General features: G+C 44.1%; 17 protein-coding genes. 6 read left to right on the top strand and 11 right to left on the bottom strand.

Annotated elements, in window-relative coordinates:
• Window positions 1-11: 11 nt before the first annotated feature.
• From dltB to FKX92_RS10725, 3 genes are read right to left on the bottom strand one after another with little or no spacing between them, the layout of a single operon-like run.
• Window positions 12-1,256 (bottom strand): D-alanyl-lipoteichoic acid biosynthesis protein DltB, encoded by a 1,245-nt coding sequence (gene dltB / locus FKX92_RS10735; RefSeq protein WP_149566304.1) that lies wholly within the window; start codon window positions 1,254-1,256, stop codon window positions 12-14.
• Complete coding sequence (gene dltA / locus FKX92_RS10730; protein WP_002910971.1) at window positions 1,253-2,803, bottom strand: D-alanine--poly(phosphoribitol) ligase subunit DltA; 1,551 nt, start codon at window positions 2,801-2,803, stop codon at window positions 1,253-1,255. The genes dltB and dltA overlap by 4 nt, the downstream gene beginning before the upstream one ends.
• 19 nt (window positions 2,804-2,822) lie before the next feature.
• Window positions 2,823-2,954: a teichoic acid D-Ala incorporation-associated protein DltX gene (locus tag FKX92_RS10725; protein ID WP_002894209.1), complete on the bottom strand. Its 132-nt coding sequence runs from the start codon at window positions 2,952-2,954 to the stop codon at window positions 2,823-2,825.
• Between the two features lie 258 nt (window positions 2,955-3,212).
• Between FKX92_RS10725 and FKX92_RS10720 the strand changes: the two genes are divergently transcribed.
• From FKX92_RS10720 to FKX92_RS10705, 4 genes are all read left to right on the top strand, one after another.
• On the top strand, window positions 3,213-3,551 hold the full coding sequence (locus tag FKX92_RS10720) for a PadR family transcriptional regulator (protein WP_002899377.1): 339 nt from the start codon (window positions 3,213-3,215) through the stop codon (window positions 3,549-3,551).
• On the top strand, window positions 3,526-4,125 hold the full coding sequence (locus tag FKX92_RS10715; RefSeq protein ID WP_002910970.1) for a DUF1700 domain-containing protein: 600 nt from the start codon (window positions 3,526-3,528) through the stop codon (window positions 4,123-4,125). The genes FKX92_RS10720 and FKX92_RS10715 overlap by 26 nt, the downstream gene beginning before the upstream one ends.
• Window positions 4,118-5,158 (top strand): DUF4097 family beta strand repeat-containing protein, encoded by a 1,041-nt coding sequence (locus FKX92_RS10710; RefSeq protein WP_002927373.1) that lies wholly within the window; start codon window positions 4,118-4,120, stop codon window positions 5,156-5,158. The genes FKX92_RS10715 and FKX92_RS10710 overlap by 8 nt, the downstream gene beginning before the upstream one ends.
• A gap of 144 nt (window positions 5,159-5,302) precedes the next feature.
• The gene (locus FKX92_RS10705) at window positions 5,303-6,256 is read left to right on the top strand and encodes a S66 family peptidase (RefSeq protein ID WP_149566303.1); all 954 of its coding nucleotides are present in this window, start codon (window positions 5,303-5,305) and stop codon (window positions 6,254-6,256) included.
• A gap of 79 nt (window positions 6,257-6,335) precedes the next feature.
• Here the strand turns inward: FKX92_RS10705 and FKX92_RS10700 are convergent, their stop codons facing one another.
• The 3 genes from FKX92_RS10700 to FKX92_RS10690 all read right to left on the bottom strand — a co-directional run bounded on the left by FKX92_RS10700 (window position 6,336) and on the right by FKX92_RS10690 (window position 10,932).
• Window positions 6,336-7,586 (bottom strand): carbohydrate-binding domain-containing protein, encoded by a 1,251-nt coding sequence (locus FKX92_RS10700; RefSeq protein WP_187759431.1) that lies wholly within the window; start codon window positions 7,584-7,586, stop codon window positions 6,336-6,338.
• Window positions 7,587-7,605: 19 nt separating this feature from the next.
• Window positions 7,606-8,319: a polyphosphate polymerase domain-containing protein gene (locus FKX92_RS10695; protein ID WP_149566302.1), complete on the bottom strand. Its 714-nt coding sequence runs from the start codon at window positions 8,317-8,319 to the stop codon at window positions 7,606-7,608.
• Between the two features lie 189 nt (window positions 8,320-8,508).
• Window positions 8,509-10,932: a YhgE/Pip domain-containing protein gene (locus FKX92_RS10690; protein ID WP_149566301.1), complete on the bottom strand. Its 2,424-nt coding sequence runs from the start codon at window positions 10,930-10,932 to the stop codon at window positions 8,509-8,511.
• 373 nt (window positions 10,933-11,305) lie between these two features.
• Between FKX92_RS10690 and FKX92_RS10680 the strand changes: the two genes are divergently transcribed.
• Both FKX92_RS10680 and FKX92_RS10675 read left to right on the top strand, forming a co-directional pair.
• Entirely contained in the window at window positions 11,306-12,010 is a 705-nt protein-coding gene (locus FKX92_RS10680) for a DUF4947 domain-containing protein (RefSeq protein ID WP_149566300.1), read from the top strand.
• Window positions 12,011-12,242: 232 nt separating this feature from the next.
• On the top strand, window positions 12,243-12,773 hold the full coding sequence (locus tag FKX92_RS10675; RefSeq protein ID WP_002894223.1) for a TetR/AcrR family transcriptional regulator: 531 nt from the start codon (window positions 12,243-12,245) through the stop codon (window positions 12,771-12,773).
• Window positions 12,774-12,876: 103 nt separating this feature from the next.
• On the opposite strand, the gene FKX92_RS10670 is transcribed toward FKX92_RS10675, so the two are convergent.
• The 5 genes from FKX92_RS10670 to rpsD all read right to left on the bottom strand — a co-directional run bounded on the left by FKX92_RS10670 (window position 12,877) and on the right by rpsD (window position 17,795).
• On the bottom strand, window positions 12,877-13,821 hold the full coding sequence (locus tag FKX92_RS10670; protein WP_316250858.1) for a 3-oxoacyl-[acyl-carrier-protein] synthase III C-terminal domain-containing protein: 945 nt from the start codon (window positions 13,819-13,821) through the stop codon (window positions 12,877-12,879).
• 100 nt (window positions 13,822-13,921) lie between these two features.
• Window positions 13,922-15,181 carry a F390 synthetase-related protein gene (locus FKX92_RS10665; protein WP_187759430.1) on the bottom strand — a complete coding sequence of 420 codons (1,260 nt, stop codon included), beginning with the start codon at window positions 15,179-15,181 and terminating at the stop codon, window positions 13,922-13,924.
• Entirely contained in the window at window positions 15,150-15,977 is an 828-nt protein-coding gene (locus FKX92_RS10660; RefSeq protein WP_049553051.1) for an MBL fold metallo-hydrolase, read from the bottom strand. Before FKX92_RS10660 ends, FKX92_RS10665 begins: the two co-directional genes overlap by 32 nt.
• Entirely contained in the window at window positions 15,952-16,983 is a 1,032-nt protein-coding gene (locus tag FKX92_RS10655) for an NAD-dependent epimerase/dehydratase family protein (RefSeq protein WP_149566297.1), read from the bottom strand. Before FKX92_RS10655 ends, FKX92_RS10660 begins: the two co-directional genes overlap by 26 nt.
• A gap of 200 nt (window positions 16,984-17,183) precedes the next feature.
• A complete protein-coding gene (gene rpsD / locus FKX92_RS10650) occupies window positions 17,184-17,795 on the bottom strand; it encodes a 30S ribosomal protein S4 (protein ID WP_002899562.1) in 612 nt (203 codons plus the stop codon).
• Between the last annotated feature and the right edge of the window lie 65 nt (window positions 17,796-17,860).

The following is a 17,860-nucleotide window of genomic DNA, read 5'->3' as shown; positions in this document are numbered from 1 at the left end:
CTCATTCATTTTTATTTTTTAAACCAAAGCTCATTTAAAAATCCCGAAAAGATCAAAAATGAGAACATGACTGCGTGAAAGGTCACCACAATCCCCAAAGCTTGAGTCCATTTATTGTCTGGCAGAGGCGGAAGCCCCTTAGCCTTGCGCTCTTTGTTTAGCGTTTTCTTCTTGCGCAGCCAGGCATCATTGACCACCAAGCCAGCTCCATGAAAGAGACCGTAGGCGATATAGTACCAGGTTACACCATGCCAGAAGCCCATAATCAGCATGTTGATCAGATAGGCCACACTAGAGGTCGTGTTGCGGTTTTTAAAGACCTTATTGCGCATCAGGACCATGACCAGCCGCATAAAGACAAAGTCACGGAACCAAAAGGACAGACTCATGTGCCAGCGATTCCAAAATTCTTTCAAATCGCGAGAGAGAAAAGGCTTATCAAAGTTGATAGGGCTCTTGATTCCCATGAGATTGGAAATAGCTAGCGCAAACATCGAATAACCGGCAAAGTCAAAGAAGAGATCCAGACCAAAGACATACATGACGCCCAGAGTCCCCAGATTAAAGAAACCGCCGGTATAGAGAGCGTAGGTCTTGACATGCCCCAGCAAGAGATGTCCAAAGATATGTGCCAGGATAAACTTATAAAGGAAGCCTAGCATGATATACTTGACAGACTGCTCTAGCATATCCAGCAGCTCATCGCGCTCGGGAATGTTCAAATAGTCTTCATTGAAACGCTTGAAACGATCAATGGGTCCGCTCGAAAAGGTCGGCATGAAGAGCAGGAAACGCAGGAACTCCGAGAGCGTGAATTCTGTCAGAACTCCATCGCGCATCTCAATCATCATCCCTACCGAACGAAAGGTCAGATAGGAAATCCCCAAAAAGCCAAAGAGAGACTGATGACCGCTGATTGCGGGCTCTACCTTGACAAGCACAAGTGGCAGAACCGCCAGCAAGGTATGCAGATAAAAGATCCACTTGCTGTCCCGCGACCGGCGATAGAACTTGTATGAATAAACCCAAACTATCTGCCAGATGACATAGCCTAACAAAGCACAAAGCTGCGCCAGACTAGGACCTGTCAGCATCAGGATGATAAAGACCAAGCTGACCAATGCTTCATAAAGGGGAAAGCGTTTCTTAAAGAAAAGTCCAACAAAAATTGGCAGAACTGCTAGAACGATATAGACAAAGTAAACTGGATTGCCGTAGGGTTCCAAGTGAGGCAGCTGTTTCAAGAAATCTATCATCGCTTATTGACCTCGCTAATCAGCCCCTTGATGTCAATCTTGCCATTCGGGGTCAAAGGCAGGGTCTCTCGATAAAGGAACTTGGACGGCATCATGTAGGACATCATGATATCCTGCAGATCTTCCTTGATTGCCTTGGTAATATCGATTTCTCGCTCAAACTGCTCAGCCACACCGTCTTTGAGAATGACATAGGCCAGCAGATTTTGGACCTTGTGATCCTTGTTGTAGCGGGGCACAGCCACCGCAGACTCAACGTATTTAGATTTGTTCAGGTTCTGAGACACATCCTCCAGCTCAATACGGAAACCATTAAACTTGATCTGGAAGTCCATCCGGCCTCCGTAGAGCAGCAGGCCTTCATCTGTCATTGAGCCGACATCTCCTGTATGATAAGCTGGCAGACCTTCAAATTCAAAGAAGGCCTCCGCTGTCTTCTCAGGATTATTCAGATAGCCCTTGGATACGGCTGGGCCGCAGACGATGATTTCTCCCTGTTGACCATTCGGCACTTTCCGTCCCTCTTCGTCAATGACAAAGGTCGGAGAGTCCGCCTTGGTATAGCCAATCGGCAGGCGCTTGCAATTTTGCAGCATCTCATCTGTCACTGCTACCGCAGACAGGGCCACTGTTGCCTCAGTCGGACCGTAAGCATTGATGATGCGTGCTTGAGGGAAGCGATCGCGCAGCTTCTGAGCTGTCTTGACTGTCAACTCCTCGCCGTCAAAGTAGAAATGTGTCAGCTGAGGCAGCTTCTGGCTATTAAAGTCATCCGACAGCAAGGCCATATCTGCGAAGGAAGGCGTCGAAGTCCATATAGCAATAGGCAGACTGAGAATCGTCTCAAACAGCTGCTTGAAATCCTGAGTCACAGCCGAAGGTAGGGCAAAAAGAGTCCCTCCCAAGGCCAAAGTCGGTGCCCAGTACATGACTGACAAGTCAAAAGAATATGGAGGCTGAGCCAACATTTGAGGACGCTCCGGAGTCGCAAACTCCTTATCCGTAATCATCCAATTCGTAAAGCTGAGCAAATTATTGTGGGAAATCTGCACTCCCTTAGGTTTGCCAGTCGTTCCCGATGTGAAAATGATGTAATAGTTGTCATCTCCCTGCACCGGATGGCTAAGCTCATAGGACGCTCCCTCTCTGAAGGCTGTCTGAACTTGCTCCGCACTGAAAATAGGAGCAGCTACATCTGCCAGCGGAAAATCATTGATGGCAATAATCAAGCTTGGCTCAGCAACTTCCACAATCGCTGCCACGCGCTCCAAGGCTGAATGGCTGTCGATAGGAATGTAGGCATGACCAGACTTAGTCAAGGCCACAAAGGTAGCCAGCATCTCGTATTCCTGGCCGCCAAAGACCACAACCGGAGACTTGTCAGGAAGTCCCAGACGGTCAATCTGAGCCGCCAACGAATCGGAATCCTTCTTTAAATCGCCATAAGTATGAACTTGACCTAAAATATCATAGACCGGAAAATCCGGCTGCACCTGAGCAAAATGCTCAATCGCTTCAATCATATCTTGTATAACTTTATTTGACATTGTTTCCTACTCTCTCACATTAAAATTCATTATAGATAAAGCCGCCCTGACCCTGACCCAGATAGCTAAAGAAATAAAGCAAGGCCAGAAAGATAACAAAATATAGTAGGGTTTGGCCCAAAAACTTATATAGGGTTTGATGTTTTTTCATTGATCTCTCTTATATTTTTAGTTAGACTTACACCATTTTACCATTTTATGGAAGATGTTTTCAACACAAAAGCTAAGGAAGATGTAAAGTTCTTGTAAGGAAGAAATGTACTTTGATGTGCCTTATAAACAGCCATTAAAAGACTTTTTCAAAAAATATATAAAAATTTTATATATTTTGCTTGACTTTTTTCCTAAGAGGTTGTAGACTATATATAGAAAGATTATATATAAATATTTTACACAAGGAGGTGGTCCTATGTCTTTCCCCACATCATCGGCTTTGATTGAGTTTCTCATCTTAGCCATCCTTGAAAAAGACGATTCCTACGGTTATGAAATCAGCCAGACAATCAAGCTGATTGCCAATATCAAAGAATCAACACTTTACCCCATTCTGAAGAAGCTGGAGCAAAATGACTGCCTCACGACTTATTCGCAGGAGTACCAAGGACGAAAACGAAAATACTATTCACTCACTGCCTACGGGCACGAACATCTACTCACTCTAAAAGAAGAGTGGCAAACTTATACCATGACCATCAGCGGTATCATAGAAGGGAGCATCCGTCATGACAAGAACCGAGTATCTAGCTGAGCTAGAAAAATATCTAAAAAAACTGCCACGCAAGGACTATGAAGAAACTATGGATTACTTCACTGAGTACTTCGACGAGGTAGGCCCAGAGGGCGAGGCAGCCGCTATTGCTGATTTAGGCAGCCCTAAGGAAGCGGCCCACGAGATTATGTTGAATCTTTTGGACAAAAAAGTCGAGGAAGATAATCAAGACAGCAGTTCCTCAAAAAACACTAAGAACATCGTCCAGATTGCTATCCTATCCATTTTGGCAGCACCCTTGGCTATTCCGCTCTTTATAGTAGCAGCTCTTTTGACTTTCGTTTTCTTCCTCTTAGTCTTTATCTTTGCTCTCGTCATGGCTATAGGTGCCTTTGCCTTCTTTATTTTTGGAATCAGCCTGATCTGGGACACTTTGACAGTGGGACTGACGACATCGATCCCGGCCTTCCTGTTCACTCTGGGGCTCAGTGTTCTAGCTCTGGGACTGTCCGGCATCTTCTACGCAGGCATTTCTCCTGTTACTCAGTTTGGCAAGGCTGGCTTTGTCAAACTAGCTCAACTTTTCGCAAAGAAAGGAGCACGTCATGGCTAACATCAAATTGAAAAAACCTCTTTTATCTGCAGCTATTTTAGCCTGCCTCTTTGGTGGAGCCTTGACAACTATCGGCTCCATGACAGGCGGTGTCAATGACTTGGTCAATTCTGCCAAAAGCAAGGTAAAACTCACGAAAAAAGAAGAAAGCTTCTCTGATCTTTCTTCCCTAAATATTAACTTAGCGGCTAGAAACCTCGTCATCAGCGAATCTCCTGATGACAAGGCTCACTTGACCTATTACCAAAGCGATGGTAACTATCAGATTGATGGAAGCTCGCTTGGAAAAATCACGACAAGTTCTGAAAACGGAAACTTAAACATCAAGGAAGACGGTGCAGGCTCCTTCCACATAAGCGCTGGTATCCGCTCCTTACTCAGCTTATTTGACCAAGAATCTCAAGGAAAGCGTACTGTGCAGCTTTCCCTGCCTAAGGGGACCAAGCTTGAGACATTCAGCGGCAGTTCGTCACTAGGAGATGTTACGCTGTCCAATCTATCAGCCCAAAATGCTGACTTCTCTCTATCCAATGGCTCGTTGACTGTGAATGATAGCCAATTCGCATCTGGTAAATTTAAGAACTCTCTGGGAGACATTACCCTTAATAACAGTCAGATTAACGCTGGAAAAATCAATGCTTCTTCGGGTACCATCACTCTGAGCAACAGCCAGTTCGCATCTGGCGAAATAGCAAGCTCTCTAGGAGAAGTAAACCTAAACACCAGCAAAATCTCCGACAGCACTCTGAAAATCTCAAGTGGCTCACTGAACTCTGAACAGTTGGAATTAGCTGGTACAATCTCTATCACTGACCAATTGGGCGATATTAATCTGCATCTGGTTTCTGGCAGTTTGTCGCAGCTATCCTTTGATCTGAAAACGGATCTAGGTGAAATTGACATCCCTAGTGGTATGAGTGTAGAGCACACCAAAGGCGATGAACTTGGCGGCTCTGCCATCCGTAAAGTCGAAAATCCGACAACTACACTTACTGCCAACGCTCAAAGCGGCAGCATTAAGCTCAGCGAATAAATCATAGAAAAGAATATATACAATCAGGGAGTCCTCAGCGGCTCCCTTTTTTAATAAAAATTCCCGTAATGCCCTAAGATTGCTTTACAGGCCTTGGCCTTTGTGCTATGATATTCTATAAAAATTTATCACAAGGAGGTCCCTATGAAAAAACTCACACCTGGTATGCACATTCGGGTCGTCAGCCCCTCGTTGTCAATCGAACACATCGGTGGCTTTGAGGCCAATCTAGCCGCCAAGGAGCGTTTGGAAAAGCTAGGATTTACCGTGTCTTTTTCGGAGCATTATCTGGAAAATGATATATTAGGCTCTGCCTCCATCGAAAGCCGGGTGGCAGACATTCATGCTGCCTTTTCGGATGACTCCGTTGATGCCATTCTGGCTACTATCGGCGGTTTCAACTGCAATGAGCTCCTGCCCTACCTGGACTTTGAATTAATTGCTAGAAATCCTAAGATTTTCTGCGGCTACTCAGACACGACAGCCTTGCTCAGCGCCATCTATAGCAAGACCGGCATGAAAACTTATATGGGACCGTCTTACTCTAGCTTTAAGATGGATGCTCTGCAGGACTACCAGACCGAGAGCTGGCTCAAGGCCGTCAGCCAGACTTCTTATGAATTGACTCCTAGTGAAAAATGGGGCGACAATGCCTGGTATCTGCCCGATGCGCCACTGACCTTCCATGAAACTGAGTGGAAAGTCTATCATCACGGACAAGCCCAAGCCACTGTTATCGGCGGTAATCTTTCCACCTTCTCACTCCTGCGTGGAACACCCTATGACCCAACAGATGAGAACTATGTCCTCTTTGTTGAAGAGGCGGAGGAAGATGATTATGTGGAGTTTGAACGCAATCTAGCTGCCCTCCTTCAGGCCTATCCTAACCCGCAGGCCCTTCTCATTGGCCGCTTCCCAAAAGAATGTCAGATGACAGAGGAGTTGCTCCTTTATATCTTGGACAAACATCCTATTCTAAAGACAATTCCTGTCCTCTATGACTTGGACTTTGCTCATACTCAGCCACTCTTTACCATTACCATCGGTGCTCAAGTGACCGTGGATACAGAAAAATTATCTATCAGAATTGATGAATAGCAAGAAATCCTCATTCCAGCCGGAATGAGGATTCTTCTTTTTCATTAGGCACTATTTCATTGTTATCTCATCGGCTTTTTTATCGTCCACCAAAACCGCCTTGGCCGCCTGGGGCACCGCCGCCACCAGAGCCAGGTCCGTCTGCTGTGATTTCTGTCCGGCTTTCACCATTGACCGTGATAGTACCGCCAGTGTAGGTAGCTGTTCCGTCAAAGTCAAAGGCAGATACCGTAGAAGTAATATCCAAGTTTCCTCCTGACATAATGACATCGCCGTTGGAGTCGATAGCGTCTGTATCACCTTCACCGACCTCGACCTTGATATCGCCACCGGTAATCTTGATAAAGATATCAGCGCCAGTTACATCACTAGCTGCATTGATCCCATCATCCGTCGCATAAAGATCCAGTTTACCGCCGTTAATGGTAACATTGGTTCCTTCCAGAGCTTCTACACTCTTAGAAACCGTAATCGTTCCACCATCAATCAAAGCGATATTGCTAGCGTGCAGACCATCATCACCAGCATTGATCGTGATGGTGCCGGACTGGATATAGAGATTCCCCAGAGAAGTGTCTTCATCATTGTCCGCGTGGATAGCATCTTCTGTCGCTGTGATATCAATAGTAGCGTCCTTGATATTAATGGCTGAAGCTGCAGACAGACCATTCTTAGCTGCCTCGAGTGTATAAGTTCCACCTGTTACCCGCAAGGTCTGCTCAGACTTGATCGCTGTTTCATACTTGCCGTCAACTTTCAGGCTTCCAGAGCCGTTGAGAGTCAGGTCAGAGTTACTGTAGATAGCTGCATCTGCATCTTTATTGCTGTGATTTGATGAGTCTGAGATTGTGTTTTGGCTGCCGTCAGCCAGAGTCAGGCTTGTTTTACCCGCATTTTCTACCAGAATAGCTGCGTCTGTCCCGCTCATGGTTACGCCATTTAGGACGATTTGAACCTTGTCGCTATCACCTGCTTTGACGACAATCTGCACATTTTCACTCGTTCCGGAAACAACATAGGTTCCAGCTTCTGAGATTGTCACAGTAGAGCCGGAGACGCTAGCGCCGTCACCAGAGGTCTTAGCACTAGAGCCGCTCAAACTGATAGTCGTCGCCTTTGACTCATCATAAGAAGCGTCTGAGTCTTCTGAAGCAAAGTAATCAGAAGTATTGGTCTTGATCTGACTGGTGCTTGTAGCATTAGCAGCTTGGGTGTTGCTTGAAGCTGTAGAGCTGCTGGCGTTTGCACTGTATGCTCCTAGCACTGCTGTCATCAAGACCAGTGGAATCATCAATTTAATTTCTTTAAGAGTTGATTTTGATTGTTTCATTTTTCTTTTCCCATCTATTTTATTTACTGCTGATACAGTTTGCCTTTTTATAGGCAAAGCCGTATTTGGAGAAAGAGCTCGGAGACAGCTGGTAGCGATCCATGATCTCACTGAGCCATAGCGGACAAACTTCTGGAATCTTAACTTCCATAATGACGTGATTGGCTGGCAGGAGATGATCCCCATGGCGACCAGCCAAGAGACTCAGATCATAAGGACGGTAGGTCAGGTCGTGATCAAAGGTAATCCGAATCCGTTCATCCTCAATCCCCTTCATAGAATAACGATTATAGCCGATATACATCATAGGCTGAATATGGCCAAAATGCTGGGTCAGCCAAGCCATTTCCTTATCTATCTGAAGGTCAGTCAGCTGACTGTAATCACCGTCCAAGTAGGCTTCCGCTGTCAGCAAATCTGCTGCAAGCCGGCGTTTGGTGACCAGATTCTCCGTCTTTTTCTTGATTTCCAAAAAGACTTGACTATCCTCGGTCGGATGCTCCTGATAGGTTCGCAAACGCACCTTCTCGTCAAAGTGAGGATTTTCCAAGGACTCACGAATAAGCTGATAGGACGGCGTATCGTAGTAGAGATTGTTAATGGTCGAATAAGCTCGCTCATCCTCCACCAGATAGCCTTCAAACTCTAGCAATAGATCCAGCAAGGTTTCCTTGGAAATGATGTATTTGGTTTCAAAGCGCTGAAAATGATTTTGAAAAAATTTTTCTGTCATGGGCTTCTCCCCTCTCTATCTTTCTTGAATGTAATGCAATTTTAAAGATGAAAACTTAAAAGAAAGATAAAGAAAACTTAAAGAAAACAAAACATCTCCCTTTTCAGGAGATGTTGGTTAGAGAAAAAGTAAACGAATTACAGATAGACTTTTCATCTACATTTTTACAGATTCATAAGAATAAGAACCCTAAGCTAACTGTTTTTTATCTGTTCGATAGACCAGAGTACCAAGTGCCATGAAAAGAACTAAAACAAAAGCAAGGAAGAGCACTTGACTACCAATTTGGCCGTTCATAGAAATCGTTTGGCGTAAGCCCGATACAGAATAGCTCATTGGCAGCCAAGGGTTGATAACTTGGAAAATCTTACTAGTCAGCTCCAATGGATAAGTTCCTGCACTAGAAGCCAGCTGTAAAAGCAAAAGAATCAGAGAAGCAAAGGCGCCGAGCTTGCTATCCCAAGTAACCAAAGCCGTCACAAGAGCCATAAAGGTCATGCTAGCTAGGACAATCAAACCGAGGGTTGCCCACTCATGGTTAGCAGATAAGCCTATCAAGTGCACAGCACCATAGACCAAAACACCCGCCACGACAGAAATGACTCCATTTACCTCTATACGGGCCTTCAGCCAATCTCGTTTCGTCTTAGGTTCTTCCCCTGATGGAAGTGTGCTAAAAATGATGTTGGTTGAAATAGCCGCCACAAATAAAGCTACTGAAATCATATATGGCGCCATCCCAATGCCGTTTTTTTCTACCTTATTCTCATCTGTCTTGCTCAGTGTCAGAGGATCTGCTAGAGTTTTTGCATTGTCTTCCCTAGTAGAAACAGTCGACAATTTATCGCCTGCATCCACAAGGCCATTGGACAAATCGCTCGTTCCCACAGTAAGTTTAGAGAGATTATCTGTTAAAGCACTGCTGCCATCAGCCAGCTTTTCTGTACCGCTCGCTAATTGATTGGTTCCATCTGCTAATTTCCCGAAACTAGAGGTCAATTCTGGAGATTTGTCTGTTAATTGGGCTGCCCCGTTTGCTAATTTTGTTGTATTTGCTAGCAAATCAGGATTCTTACTTGCCAAAGCTGATGTCCCCTCAGATAGCTGAACGACTGCATTGGTATAACTTGTCACCCCTTGTTCCAATTGTGTCGCGCCAGTCGTTAGTTTCTCATTTAGGGTGTCTACACCTGCGACTAGTTGATTGGCTCCTCCGCTTGCTGAACCGAGGCCAGTACTCACCGTTGATAAGCCATTATAAAGGCCATTAATCATGTTAGCTGCCTGTGGCAGAACTTGATTTGATGCACCTTCTAACTGACTAAGTTTTGTTTGACTAGCGCCTTTTATCGTTTCAAGAGAAGCCCTCATCGTATCGATTTCTGATAAAATCGTCTGAGCAGATTGATCACTTCCCGCTTGACTAGCACCAACTGCTGCATCAATCTCAGCCTTAGCCTCACTAGAAAGCCCTTGATAAGAGCTCGTAGCTTGAACACTTGCCAAAGCTGCGGCCTTGGCATCTTGATTATTATTGATAATGGCTTGAGCGGATGCTGCTATGCTAGTCAGTGAAGCCTCAATGCTGTCTGTCGAAACAGCTGAGTCACTTGCTGCAGCTTGAATACTAGCATTCAACTGTGTCAAACCATTTGCTAAATCACTCACATTTTGCTGGTTGTTAGCTAAGGTGGTATCTACCGATGACTTTAATGTAGCCAAGCCCGTATTCAGATTTGTCACACCTGTCGATAAGGCCTGAACTCCATCTCCTGACTGAGTGAGCTGTTGGACTCCACCCAATAAGTCTGCTGATCGACCCGACAGCTGATTTGCACCTGCGGCCACGGTACTTACACCATTAGCATAAGTGTTTATCCCATTTGACAAACTACCCAGTCCAGACGATACTTGTGCAACACTCCCAGTATAAGTCTGTAGTCCTGTGTTAAATTGAGCTGCACCGGATGATAATTTGCTCGTAGCTTGATTCAAAGTTCTTAAATTATTTGCAATTGTCTGACTGCCTGAGCCTAGTTGTTGGCTGCCAGATGCTAATTGCTGAGCACCATCAGATGCCTTAACCAAGCCAGTTTTTAGATCTCCCATATTCTTAAATATGGCGCTTGTATAAGTATCCGTCACATTTTGCGCCACCGTCTGCTTCAAAGAAGCCATGGCTGAATCACTCATCTTACCAGCAATAAAACTGTGGCCGCTAGACGTTTGATAGTCAATCTTCATTTGCTGAGGATTATCAGTCAAAATACTGGCTGCACGTTCAGATAAATCACTTGGAAGCGTCACAACCATGTAGTAATCACCCTTTTCCAGACCATTTTGAGCATCTTCTTTACTGACGAAGTGAAAATCCAGATTTTTATTTTCCTTGAGGCTGGAAACAACATCCTCGCCTATAGACAAGGTCTTACCACTAGCAGTTACAGCTTTATCCTGATTGACGACCGCCACTGGCAAGTCTGAAACCTTTCCATATGGATCCCACATGGAGCTTAAGAAAATAACGTTATACAAGGCTGGAATCATAGAGACTCCTAACATCACAATGATAAAAGCCGGCTTTTTTAAAATAGCTTTCCATTCTCTTAACATATCTTCCTCCTAAAATTATACACAGTGTCCAAATTTCAATAAAATTGATTATACACCAATCGAAGATTATTACAAGTTTATTCTTTAAAAATTGGACACCGTGTCTAATTTTGTTTAAAAAGATTGTAGGGAAGCGGAATAAGTTCGCCCTACTGTCTTTAATCTCTGAACAATCTGTAAATAAAAAGTATTTTCCCATAGGTAGGTACACAGAAAATCAGCATTATGTTAGAATGATAAGCGAGGTAAATGGAGTCAAGCATCGAGATCTTAACTTGACGGTACGGTTCCATGTGAAACACTGCTGCCAGCAGATGCCTCACATCACAATAGCTCAAGTCAGATTGAGCATAGTAAAGAAAGGTTTAAGACAATGAAAAAAAGAACACCATTTAGCTTATTTGCTCTAGTTGCAGCACTATTTCTGCTGTCAGCCTGCCGTTTCCTTGTACCATCTAACTCAGAATCAACCACTCGCTCTTCTAATTCAGATAAATCAGGAAAAAAAGTTAGTTTAAAGGATTCCTCAAGCTCATCAAAGCAATCTTCCAAAAGCAAAAGCAGCTCCTCTAGCAGCAGTAGTTCTTCCAGAAGTTCTAGTAAAGAAAATAGTAGTTCTAGTAAGGATATAGAAAAAACCACAGATGGTCTTCCAGAAGATGCCGATCATGCTAAGAAAGATAAGATTTATGCGACTGGCGATGCCAAGGTTTATTACCAATCCTATGAATCTGGCGGTTTTGAAGCTCAAATTCCTGAATTTAAAGGATATACCCAAGAAAAAGTTAAAAGTATTCTCGGCGAACCAGAAAAAATAAGCACCGATCTCGCTTCTGAATATGAAGCCTTCCAAAACAAAGAATTAGAAAATCTTAAAAGACTGATTCAGGAGCAAAAAATAAGTACCGAACAAGCGCGTGCTTTCTTAGCGGGTGTAGTTGACATTGCTCAAGCATCAAGATTACAAAATACCTACACAATTTACTCTTATAAAAATGAACAAATTTCTATTATCTTCTCACAGGAAGGCGAGCTACTTTATGTCACTCCTGACCCTGACTACCTCTACTTTAAATAATGTTCATAACAAAAGCCGAGACTTTACTTTAAGCCTCGGCTTTATTATTTTACCAGTCGACTAAGCCTAATCAGATAAAATTTTGACTATCTATGCTTAATTCCGGAATTTAACTCTTTTCCACTGGAAAAACATTTGATATAATAGTACACGGAGAAAAAGAAAAAGTAGTTTGCTATGACGGCTATTCGCTTGAAGAGCAGACTGAGGCTTAGCCTCAAAGGGAGATTTTATGTTAGAAAGCAATAAACGCCGAAAAACCAAGGCTATTATTGAAAGAGCCATGGTTTCACTACTGCATAAGCAGTCCTTCGACCATATCACAACTGTACAGCTAGCTCAAGCTGCTGGCATCAGCCGTAGTAGTTTTTATACTCACTACAAGGATAAGTACGATATGATTGAACGTTATCAGCAAAACCTCTTTCATCAGTTGGGATATATTTTTGAGAATAATCAAGAAGATGTTCAAACTGCGATTACAGAGGTCTTTCAGTTCCTCCAGCTAGAGCCACTCTTGGCTGCTCTTTTGACAGAAAACGGCACGAAAGAGATTCAGAATTTTCTGCGCCATAAGCTGCAGGTAATGTTGGCAGATAGTCTGCAGGACCGTTTTAGTAGACGTGTTTACAATCATTTTGAAAAAGAATACAGCAGAGTCTTTCTCGCCAATGCCTTCTTTGGTGTCTGCCAAATGTGGATTGCTAGAGGAAAAAAAGAAAGTCCTGAACAAATAGCAGAATTTCTTTTGAAAATGCTGTAAGAAGTTGCTGGAACCCAATGGGTTCCAGCTCTTTTCATATTTTGAAAAATTAAACAGGGTGTACAAAACCTCTTTTGGTTCTGTACACCCTATTTTTATTGTATTATAATTTCATAGCCAGCATATTAACTGTCATTCCAGCTGCTGTTCCCATCAGAGCGATGGTGTCCCCTTCCTTGACTAGATTACGCTCCAGAGCATAGCAGAGAGAAAAAGGCACTGCTACTGACACCATATTCCCATAGTCTTGCACAATATTAAGGTATTTATCATCAGGAATACCCAAGCTGCGCATGACCATTGGCAGGGCACGACTGGCCTGATGCGGAATGATATAATCCAAGTCAGACAGACTGAGGCCACTCTTTTCTTTAAATTCTTTAAACATTTCTGGAATTTTTCTGGCAGAGAGTAAGAGGATCTTCTTACCATTCATGTCAAACATGTAGTGAGTCTTGGTAGCATCTGAATACTCCTTAGGCTGAAACGATGTCAAACCACCGCGAATCTCTGTATCATGAGCTCCCTCAGACCAGGTCCGCTGCAGGCTGGAGATAACCCCTCTTTCCTCCTCCGTTGCTTCAAAAATCAAAGCTGCCGCCCCATCACTGAACAACTCAAAACTTTCCTTCTGATTGGGATTAAGCCCCAAACTTCCAACCTCACTGGACACGATGAGGATCCTATGATACTCACCAGCCTCCAACAAATGAGACATGAGACTCAAAGCCGAGATAAAACTAGTGCAAGTCGTATTGATATCCATAGCTGGAATGGACAAGCCCTTGGCTACCAACTCATGAATCAGAGCCGCAGTGCAGGGAATAGGCTGGACGCCCACTGCACTGGCCGACACGATGCAGTCAATGTCTTTGATAGTCAAGCCCGCTTGCTCCAGGGCTTTTTCAATCGCCATGACTGCCATGGAAAGCTGGGTTTCTTCATTTTCCACCACTCGATATCGAGTCTGATCCTTAAAAGTCACGGTATTTCTAGGTAGATGCGTACCGTAACCAACTATCTTTATATGATTCTTTACTGCAGTCATATTAAACTCCTTCTTGTCAGACTTGAGACTGCTTGACAGTTGGGTAAACTGCCAAAGCGCTTCAGCCTCTGATTCATATATTTTTCCACTGGGGGCATTCTTAAGCCCGATAGATGCGTTTCAACTTACGGCTTCTGTCCCGCTGATAATTTTCAAAAGAAATAGCCGGTATAAGAAAGTCTTTATCAGTCGCTAAGTTCTGAAATTGCTGGACAAGCTCGTCTTCTCGCTGCTGACTACGATGTTCGATAGCAATGGTCAGCGAATGATCCTGTTCCTGAGCTACCTGATATTCTCCAATCCCATCAACTAAGAGCAGACAACGGCGAATAAAGTCTGGAAAGACCTCCACCGACTGACCCGCAGCATTTTCAAAAATGAAAATATCATCTGAGCGTCCCTCAATCCTGTCAATCCGTGTAAAGACCGAACCGCAAGGGCAAGGTTCAGGATTTTCCACCAAGATATCATTCAGCTCATATTGAAAAATTGGCTGAGAAGTCCGCTTAAAATCCGTAATAATTGGGTAAAAGCGCCTATCATCCAGGTAGCGCTTATCTACATGGACAATGTCTTCGTTTAGATGAAGATTCCCATGGACACAAATGCAAGCTAGAAAGCCCTCGGTCGCCTGGTAGACCTGATCCACCTTTTTTAGACCAAATCCTGCTTGAATTCTCTGCCGATCCGGCTCTTCCAAAATTTCTGCCACTGATACGACTTTGCTAGGAACAATTTCCAAATTTCCTGCCTGGACTTGTTTTGCCAGCTCCAAGAGCATTGATGCTGGCGCTACCAAAATCGTTGGCTGGTAAGCATTCAAACGCTCTACATGCTCTTCGGCTCCCTGAAAAGTATCAAAGTACTCCAGAGAAATCAAGCCTGAATTGACAGTCTGATAGAGCTGGTTGTCTGCCCGAAGAAAGAAGGCGATTTTATGTCCAAAGAGTTTGCCTTTAGGCAGCATCTTGGCCAAGATGGCTGCCGCCCACATACTGCGCTCCTTTTCAGTGGTAACAAATAAACCTCGGTGACCAGATGTCCCAGAAGACAGGCCGACAGCAATTTCTCCTATCATGGGGCTGAAATCACGTGTCCGCTCGCTCTCCAGAGCCAAGGCTAACAACTCATCTCGATCCAGCCCCTGAGTATTGAGCTCATTGAAATGCTCCATCATAAAGGCCTTATTCATCTTAAAATCTGCTGGAATACCTGATTTAAAATAAGGTGATTCCTGCTGCAGAAATTCCCGATAGGCTGCTAAAGCCTTGATTTGATAGCGTTCCAAGGCCTGTCGATCCTTAAATCGATGCCCCCAGCGCATGACGCTAAAGGTTTTTAGAAATGTTCCTAGTTTCATACAAAATCTGCTCCGCTCTCTCAGCCGGATCATGACTGACCAGCACCTGATAGCCGACAGCAAGCAACTGCCGTAGCAAGGCCACACCGGCCATGTATTCTTCCTTACTATCTTGGATGAGTGACGGCAAGAGACGCATCTGCTCCGTATAAGGCAACAGATCCACGCCCCAGCACAAATCAGCTCCGATAAACAGATGATAATCTGGCAAAAAGAGACAAGCTTGACCAGCAGCATGCCCATCAACTGAGGCCAGATATATACTGCCATCGCCAAACAAGTCAACTGTCTTGCGATAGAGGAATGCTGCTTGGACCTGCTGAGGTTCCACCACTTCCAACCGACTCTCAAAATCCTGCGGAAGAAATTCCTTGAAAATCAAATCCTTCAGTTTGGCATGCTGATACGTTTTGAAAACGGTCTTGGTCAGAATGAAGCGGGCCTTGGGAAAGAAAGCGGCTCCGCCGATGTGATCTGGATGCAAGTGCGACAAGATGACATAAGAAATATCTTCTGGCGCAATTCCTTTTTGCTCAAGCAGACGATCTACACGCTCCTCTTCTGACATATCAACAGGCGTTCCCAGACCATAGAGCCAGTATTTGAAGTTGGGTTTCAGAATAGCTGGAGAATAGCCAGTGTCGTAGAGGATATAGCCTTTCTCACGATGCTTCAAGAGGAAAACGCCAGCTGGAAAAATTATTTTTTTCTTGGCAACTCCCTTAAACATCTGCTGCAAGTGACTGCTACAGCGCCCAGGCTGAAGATACTCAATTTTCTCGATAATGTTGGACATATTTTGCAATCCCTTCACTGATTGTCAACTTGGGTTGATAGCCCAAATCCCTTACTGCTGCTGATATATCCAGCGTTTGACTGTAACGCATTAAGTAATAAGTGTAAAGAGTCAAAGGTGGCTCTTTTTCAATGTGAAAGAAGCGATAAAAGCTTTCAAATCCCTGTGCCAGAATACCTAGAAAAGCAGCAGGCAACTTAACATAACGTTTACGGACCTGTAAACCATCCAAAGCTTCATCCAGCATATCCCTGAAACGACAGGATTCTCCGTTGGTAATGTTGTAAACTTTTCCTTGCGCTTCTGGCATTTCCAAAGCCAGACGAACAGCCAAGGCCACATTTTCCACACAGGTCATGTCCATCATTTGCTGACCATTTTTGATGAGTGGAATTCCTATTTTTTGGCTTAAGCGCAAAATTCTAGGAAAGATACTGGTATCTCCAATACCAAAAAGCCCTCTAGGGCGCAAGATAACCGATGGAACTTGAGGGTAGCTTCGGACAATCCGCTCAGCCATGAGCTTGCTTTTGATATAAAAATTCAGCTCATTCTCCTGAGGAGCAGCCTCTTCTTTGATAGCAAGTTGGTCACGCGGCGCAGCATAAACACTCGGAGAGGAAATATAGACCAGTCGTTGCACTCCAAAATGTCGGCAGGCTTCCATAACCAACTTGGTTCCTACTACATTGGTCTGATAAAACTGCTCCCATGGTCCCCAAATCGTTGAGAGAGCACCAGCGTGCACCACTGCATCCACTCCTTCGCAGGCTGCAAAAATTTCTTCTTCTCTGGTAAAATCTCCAGCAAAAAACTCTACTGAAGGACCTTCTAACTGCCGACCAGCCTTCAGATTACGGCCAAAAGCCCGCACCTGATAGCCTTGTTCAGCTAGCTCTTCTACAACATACTTTCCTAGAAAGCCAGTCGCACCTGTCACTAGAACCTTCATCGCTACTCCTTTCATACAATTTTCTGTTTGTGTCTTGTCCCCATTATACACCATTTCAGCAAATCTTCCGTAAAAAAGCTGGAAAAAATCTTTACAGAGTGTCTCACCTGATTGGATAGGAGCAGAAAAAAATCAGATAATTTCCCAAAACAGCTGTCTCAATCTATTGACTTTTTTTAGTTGGAAATAGCTCTAATTAATTCATTGAGAGTATAAAAAAGAAGCCGAGAAACCGACTTCTGAACAAATACAAATTAAAGCATTTTGTTGTAGAATTCAACGATAAGTGCTTCGTTGATTTCTGGGTTGATTTCGTCGCGCTCTGGAAGGCGAGTCAATGAACCTTCTAATTTTTCAGCATCGAATGATACGAATGCTGGACGTCCAAGAGTTGCTTCAACAGCTTCAAGGATTGCAGGCACTTTCAATGATTTCTCACGAACTGAGATCACTTGGCCTGGAGTTACGCGGTATGATGGGATATCAACGCGTTTGCCGTCAACAAGGATGTGACCGTGGTTTACGAATTGACGAGCTTGACGACGAGTAGTCGCAAGACCAAGACGGTAAACAACGTTATCCAAGCGACGCTCCAAGAGAAGCATGAAGTTGAAACCAAGGATTCCTTCTTTGATTTTTGAAGCTTGAACAAACAAGTTACGGAATTGTTTTTCACCTACACCGTAAGTGAAACGAAGTTTTTGCTTTTCAGCCAATTGCAAACCGTATTCTGACAATTTGCTGCGGTTGTTTGGTCCATGTTGACCAGGTACATAGTTACGGCGAGCCAATTCTTTACCTGTACCAGTAAGAGAAAGACCTAAACGACGAGCTTGTTTCCAAGATGGTCCTGTATAACGTGACATAAAAATGTCCTCCTGTAAAATATTTTTGAGGAAATAGTCACTTAAAAAGCCCTGATTCGTGCAGA

Origin of the sequence: Streptococcus sanguinis, from assembly GCF_008329445.1 — a bacterium.
In the GTDB taxonomy this organism is placed as follows: Bacteria; Bacillota; Bacilli; order Lactobacillales; family Streptococcaceae; genus Streptococcus; species Streptococcus sanguinis_O.
Note: the sequence above shows the minus strand (reverse complement) of the source record. Positions and strands in the feature narration are given on the sequence as shown.

Coding starts and splice junctions, on each gene's coding strand:
- FKX92_RS10710 (WP_002927373.1), top strand. CDS start 4,118: ATGGCTAACATCAAATTGAAAAAACCTCTTTTATCTGCAGCTATTTTA.
- FKX92_RS10715 (WP_002910970.1), top strand. CDS start 3,526: ATGACAAGAACCGAGTATCTAGCTGAGCTAGAAAAATATCTAAAAAAA.
- FKX92_RS10725 (WP_002894209.1), bottom strand. CDS start 2,954: ATGAAAAAACATCAAACCCTATATAAGTTTTTGGGCCAAACCCTACTA.
- FKX92_RS10705 (WP_149566303.1), top strand. CDS start 5,303: ATGAAAAAACTCACACCTGGTATGCACATTCGGGTCGTCAGCCCCTCG.
- FKX92_RS10675 (WP_002894223.1), top strand. CDS start 12,243: ATGTTAGAAAGCAATAAACGCCGAAAAACCAAGGCTATTATTGAAAGA.
- dltB (WP_149566304.1), bottom strand. CDS start 1,256: ATGATAGATTTCTTGAAACAGCTGCCTCACTTGGAACCCTACGGCAAT.
- FKX92_RS10700 (WP_187759431.1), bottom strand. CDS start 7,586: ATGAAACAATCAAAATCAACTCTTAAAGAAATTAAATTGATGATTCCA.
- FKX92_RS10690 (WP_149566301.1), bottom strand. CDS start 10,932: ATGTTAAGAGAATGGAAAGCTATTTTAAAAAAGCCGGCTTTTATCATT.
- FKX92_RS10660 (WP_049553051.1), bottom strand. CDS start 15,977: ATGTCCAACATTATCGAGAAAATTGAGTATCTTCAGCCTGGGCGCTGT.
- dltA (WP_002910971.1), bottom strand. CDS start 2,803: ATGTCAAATAAAGTTATACAAGATATGATTGAAGCGATTGAGCATTTT.
- FKX92_RS10655 (WP_149566297.1), bottom strand. CDS start 16,983: ATGGTGTATAATGGGGACAAGACACAAACAGAAAATTGTATGAAAGGA.
- FKX92_RS10720 (WP_002899377.1), top strand. CDS start 3,213: ATGTCTTTCCCCACATCATCGGCTTTGATTGAGTTTCTCATCTTAGCC.
- FKX92_RS10695 (WP_149566302.1), bottom strand. CDS start 8,319: ATGACAGAAAAATTTTTTCAAAATCATTTTCAGCGCTTTGAAACCAAA.
- FKX92_RS10665 (WP_187759430.1), bottom strand. CDS start 15,181: ATGAAACTAGGAACATTTCTAAAAACCTTTAGCGTCATGCGCTGGGGG.
- FKX92_RS10670 (WP_316250858.1), bottom strand. CDS start 13,821: ATGACTGCAGTAAAGAATCATATAAAGATAGTTGGTTACGGTACGCAT.
- rpsD (WP_002899562.1), bottom strand. CDS start 17,795: ATGTCACGTTATACAGGACCATCTTGGAAACAAGCTCGTCGTTTAGGT.
- FKX92_RS10680 (WP_149566300.1), top strand. CDS start 11,306: ATGAAAAAAAGAACACCATTTAGCTTATTTGCTCTAGTTGCAGCACTA.